Here is a 5074-nt window from a genome sequence, read left to right on the forward strand (position 1 = left end):
GGGCGTCGCGTACGCCTCGAGCGCGGCGACCGCCTGGGCGCGGACCTGCTCGGCCAGCTCCGCCGGGGCGACCACGGTCACGTCCGGCCCCAGCCCGAGCACGAACCGGCGCGCCCAGCCCAGGTCGGTGACCCGCAGCGACACCAGCCACTCGTCCCCGTCGCCGGCCTCCACCCGCTCACACGGGTAGTACTCGGTGATCCACCGCTCGCCCCGACCGATCCGCAGGGTGATCAGCGGGAGGTCCGGGGACGGGCGGAACACCCCGTCGCTGAGGTCGTGCGGGCGGGCCTGCGGCGGCACGACCGCCGGCTCGTCCAGCTCGGTGACCGCGTCGATCCGGTCCGCCCGGAACAGCCGCATCCCCTCCGCCCGGCGGCACCACGCCTCGACGTACGCCCGGCCGCCGACCATCAGCATCCGCAGCGGGTCGATGGTCCGCTCGGTGGTCTCGTCCCGGGCGGCGGTGTAGTAGGTGATCCGGAGCGCCCGGCCGCGCTCGACCGCCGCCCGCAGCTGCTGTGCCCGCTGGGGGTCCCCGGGCAGCCGGACCTCCACCGGCGCGCCCGCCAGGTCACCGGCCGCGCTCTCGATCTTCGCGAGGGCCCGCTCGACGGCCTCCCGGTTGGCCACCCCGGGCGTCTCCGCGAGCATCCGCAGCGCCACCACCAGGGCCAGGGCCTCGTCCGGGGTGAGCCGCAGCGGCCGGTCGATCCCGGCGTCGTAGGTGATGGTCACCCGGTCGCCGTCGAAGGCCATGTCGATCAGGTCACCCGGGCCGTACCCGGGCAGCCCGCACACCCAGAGCAGCTCCAGGTCCTCGCGCAGCTGCTTCTCCGTCACCCCGAGGTCGCTCGCCGCCTCGGCGATCTCGATGCCGGGGCGGGCCAGCAGGTAGGGCACCAGGTTGAGCAGCCGGGCCAGCCGGTCCGCCGAGGCGCGGCCGGCCCGAGGTGCGGGCCGGGTCACCGGGCACCTCCGGCGACCGCCAGCTCGTCGTGCCGGGCCGCGATCTCCTTGAGCCGCTGGATGACCGCCTCACGTACCTCCGGCGGCTCCAGCACCCGCACGTCCGGGCCGTACCCGACGAGCTGGCCGGCCAGGTAGTCCGAGTCGGCGTACGGCAGGACCAGCCGGTCACCGTCGGGCCCGGCGGTGCTGCTCACCGCCCAGCGGCGCAGCCCCGCGGCCCGGCCCGGGGCGACCAGCACGGTGGCCCGCCCGGTCCGCTCGACCGGCCCGGACCAGCGGGCGACGTGGCTGATCAGATCCACCCGGGCGGGTGGCTCGTACGCCCCCGGCTGACCGGTCACCCGCACGGCGCCGACCACCCGGGACAGCCGGAAGCAGCGGGTCGCCTCCCGGTCCAGGTCGTGGCCGACCACGTACCACCGACCACGCCAGCAGACCACGCCCCACGGCTGCAGCCGGCGGCGGCTCGGGGCGTCCCGGTCGGGCACCCGGTAGTCGAAGTTGACCTCCCGCCGGTCCCGGGCGGCGGCGGTGAGCGGTGCGAACGCCGGATCGACCGTGACCATCGGCTCCAGGCCCAGGGTGGCCTGCGGGTCCACGTCGACGCCGGCGGCCCGCAGCTTCGCCAGGCCGGAGGAGGCGGCCGCGGCCAGGCCGGCGTGCTGCCAGAGCCGCGCCGCGATGCCCACGGCAGCGGCCTCGTCCGGTTCGAGGGGGATGTCGGGCAGCGCGTACTCGCGGGGGGCGATCCGATAGCCCGGCTCGGCGTCGAAGACGCTGGCGGTGCCGGTCTCCAGCGGCACCCCGAGTTCCCGCAGCTCGGCCTTGTCCCGTTCGAACTTGCGCTGGAACGCCTCGTGGTCCTTGGCGTCGTTCGGATCGTGCTCGTAACCGGGCACCGTCGCGGCGATCTGCGCGGCGGTCAGGAACCGTCGCGTGGACAGCAGGCAGATCACCAGGTTGACCAGGCGTTCGGTCCGGTTCCGCGACACGTGTGAACGCTAGCAGCCCGCGCCGCGTGGGCGTGCACCCACGCGGGCGCGGCGTGCTGTGACGTCGGCTCGTGGGCGATCCACGCCACACCCGGGCGTCGCGCCCTCACTCGCCGGGCGACCGGTCCGTACCGGCCATAGGGTGACCCCATGTCGGAAGCCGAAATCAAGCGGGAGAGCGTCGGCACGGTGGTCATCGCCGGCGCGGCGAACCTCGCCATCGCGATCGCCAAGCTGGTCGCCGGGCTGATCTCCGGCTCCGCGGCGATGCTCTCCGAGGCCGCGCACTCGGTCGCCGACACCACCACCGAGGTGCTGCTCTACCTGGCGCTGCGGAGGGCGGCCCGCCCGGCGGACACCCGGCACCCGTTCGGCTACGGCAAGGAGAGCTACGTCTGGGCGTTCCTCGCCGCGCTGTTCACCTTCGTGGCCGGCGCCGGCTTCGCCATCACCCACGGTGTGACCACCATCCTGGTGCACGAGCACACCGGGAACTACCTGGCGTCGTACATCGTCCTGGCGATCTCCTTCGTGATCGAGTCGATCTCCCTGGCCCGGGCGCTGCGCCAGGTCCGTACGGAGTCCCGACGCTGGCGGACCACCCCGCACCGGTTCCTGCGGTTCACCGCCGACACCACCGTCAAGGCCGTCTTCCTCGAGGACAGCGCCGCCCTGATCGGTCTGCTGCTGGCCGGTGCCGGGCTGGGCCTGTCGCACCTCACCGGGGACGAGCTCTACGACGGCATCGCCTCGATCCTCATCGGCATCCTGCTGCTGGTGGTCGCCGGCATCCTGGCCAAGAGCAACATCTCGCTGCTGGTCGGCCGGGCGGTGCCGGAGCGCCTGCACCACGAGATCGAACGCGAGCTGGCCTGCCTGGAGACGGTGGCCCGGATCGACACCCTGATGACCATGCAGCTCGGCCCGACGGACATCCTGATCGCCGCCAAGGTCGACTTCCACGACGACGCCACCGGCGCCGACATCGAGGCCGCCGCGGACGAGGCCGAGCGCCGGCTGACCGAGCGGTACCCGGAGATCGCGTACGTCTTCCTCGACCCGACCCGGTCGCTGCCGGGTGCCATCGGCACGCGGGCCCGACGGACCCAGGACGAGCAGGGGCGGCCGGTCGACCAGGGCGCCACCGGCCAGTCCTGACCCGGACGCGGCCGGCCGGGCGGGCGCGGATAGCGTGCCCGACATGGTGCGATGGCGGTCCGGCACGGTCACGGCGGTACGGCGGCGGTGGGCCGGCGCGGCCGAACTGGACGTCGTCCTCCCCGACGGGACCCCGATGCGTGCCCTGGCCTACCCGGCGCTGGTCGGCGACCCGGAGCCCGGGGACCGGGTGCTGCTGAACGCCGGCGCGCTGCTGATGGGTCTCGGCACCGGCGGGTACGCCCTGGTGGTGGCCCTGCCGGACCGGCTGCCGCCGGACCCGCCGCAGGCCGCCGACACCCGGGACGCCGGGCACCTGGTCAAGGCCCGCTACACCCCGCTGCAGCCCATCCTGCTCGGGGTGGACGAGGAGGCGTCCCCGCACCACGAGGTGCTCGCCGCCGCGGAGAGCCTGGACGGGATGCCGGTGGTCACCGCCGACCTGCACTCCGCGCTGCCGGCCGTCCTCGCCGGCATCCACGCCGACGCCCCGGACGCCCAGGTGGCGTACCTGCTCACCGACGGCGGAGCCCTGCCCGCCTGGTTTTCCCGCACCCTCGCCGGGCTGGCCGACCGGCTCGTCGGCACGGTCAGCGTCGGTCAGGCCTTCGGCGGCGACCTGGAGGCCAGCACCCTGCACAGCGGGCTGCTCGCCGCCCGGCACGTGCTGCGCGCCGACGTCGCGATCGTCGCCCAGGGGCCGGGCAACCTGGGCACCGGCACCCGGTGGGGCTTTTCCGGGGTGGCCGTCGGCGAGGCGGTCAACGCGGTCGCCACCCTGGGCGGTCGGCCGGTCGGCTCGCTGCGGATCTCCGCCGCCGACCCCCGCCCCCGGCACCGCGGCGTCTCGCACCACAGCCTCACCGCGTACGGCCGGGTGGCGCTCGCCGCCGCGGACCTGGTGGTGCCCGACGGCCTCGACCCGGCCCTCGCCGACGAGGTCGACGCGGCGCTGGCCCCGCTGGCGCAGCGGCACCGGATCGTCCGGGTACCGAGCGACGGGTTGGACGCCGCGCTGCGGGCGAGCGTGGTGCCGCTGTCGACAATGGGTCGGGGGCTCGACGCGGACCACGGCTACTTCCTGGCCGCGGCGGCGGCCGGCCGGCACGCGGTCCACCTGCGGGGCTGACCGGGGGTCAGCTCGCGGTGTACCCGTTACTGACGATGTGGGCGGCGGCCCGGTCGTAGGCCTCCGGGTCTTCGGGAGCCCAGGTGCCCAGCCCGTCGACGTAGCGGTTGTACATGCAGAACGCTGCGGCGATCAGCACCGTGTCGTGGATCTCCAGATCGGTGGCGCCCTCGGCGCGGGCCGCGTCGACCATCTCGCGGGTCACGGCGCGGCCGCTGCGCTGCACCGCCGCCGCGATCCGCAGCAGGGCCCGCAGCTTGCCACTCACCGGGGCGGTCGCCGGGTCGGCACGGACCTGGTCCACCAGCGGCATGCCCCGGGGCAGCTGGGCGGCCGCGAAGGCGGAGTGCGACGCGCAACAGAAACCGCACTCGTTCAGGCCGGAGACGTAGGCGGCGATCAGCTCCCGCTCCCCCGGCGTCAGGCTCGGATGGGGGGCGCGCAGCAGCGTCTCCGCCAGGTCGTTCAGCGGCTTCGCGGTCTCCGGCCGGAAGCGCATCGGCCCGTTGATGCCCGGGTGCGCCTGCTCGTCGAGACCGAGGTCGATGTGTGCGATGACGCCCTCCCCTGACCGCGCGTGCCGTTGGCGCCGAACCTCGCAGCTTCGGTGGCCGGCGCGCACCTTCGAGATTGCTCTGCTCGCCGGCCGACCAGGCATCGGCCCTGACCGGTGGGTGACCGTCGGTCGGGTGCGCACGTCGGAAGACGCGGCCGGCCCTCGACCGTCGCCATGCTGTGCAGGATCCCGGACCGGCCGCACCGCCCCCCCCCGCACTCCACCCCCACTGTCTCTTATAAACATTTGAAGCTGCCGACCAACGCA

The 5074-nt window shown here is 74.7% G+C and carries 5 protein-coding genes; 2 read left to right on the top strand and 3 right to left on the bottom strand.

Annotated features, from left to right (window positions below; genetic code table 11):
• Together DKL51_RS01120 and DKL51_RS01125 are read right to left on the bottom strand one after the other, a co-directional pair.
• On the bottom strand, window positions 1-969 hold a 969-nt coding region (locus DKL51_RS01120; protein ID WP_148097696.1), incomplete at its 3' end, for a helix-turn-helix transcriptional regulator.
• Window positions 966-1964, bottom strand: a complete 999-nt coding sequence (locus DKL51_RS01125; protein ID WP_109947248.1) for a helix-turn-helix transcriptional regulator — start codon at window positions 1962-1964, stop codon at window positions 966-968. The genes DKL51_RS01125 and DKL51_RS01120, both read right to left, overlap by 4 nt.
• Window positions 1965-2114: 150 nt before the next feature.
• Between DKL51_RS01125 and DKL51_RS01130 the strand changes: the two genes are divergently transcribed.
• Both DKL51_RS01130 and DKL51_RS01135 read left to right on the top strand, forming a co-directional pair.
• The gene (locus DKL51_RS01130; protein WP_109947247.1) at window positions 2115-3122 is read left to right on the top strand and encodes a cation diffusion facilitator family transporter; all 1008 of its coding nucleotides are present in this window, start codon (window positions 2115-2117) and stop codon (window positions 3120-3122) included.
• 43 nt (window positions 3123-3165) lie between these two features.
• Window positions 3166-4251: a DUF3866 family protein gene (locus DKL51_RS01135; RefSeq protein ID WP_109947246.1), complete on the top strand. Its 1086-nt coding sequence runs from the start codon at window positions 3166-3168 to the stop codon at window positions 4249-4251.
• Window positions 4252-4258: 7 nt separating this feature from the next.
• Here the strand turns inward: DKL51_RS01135 and DKL51_RS01140 are convergent, their stop codons facing one another.
• On the bottom strand, window positions 4259-4807 hold the full coding sequence (locus DKL51_RS01140) for a carboxymuconolactone decarboxylase family protein (RefSeq protein ID WP_109947254.1): 549 nt from the start codon (window positions 4805-4807) through the stop codon (window positions 4259-4261).
• Window positions 4808-5074 lie beyond the last annotated feature (267 nt).

Source organism: Micromonospora globispora (assembly GCF_003857015.1).
Lineage (GTDB): Bacteria > Actinomycetota > Actinomycetes > Mycobacteriales > Micromonosporaceae > Micromonospora > Micromonospora globispora.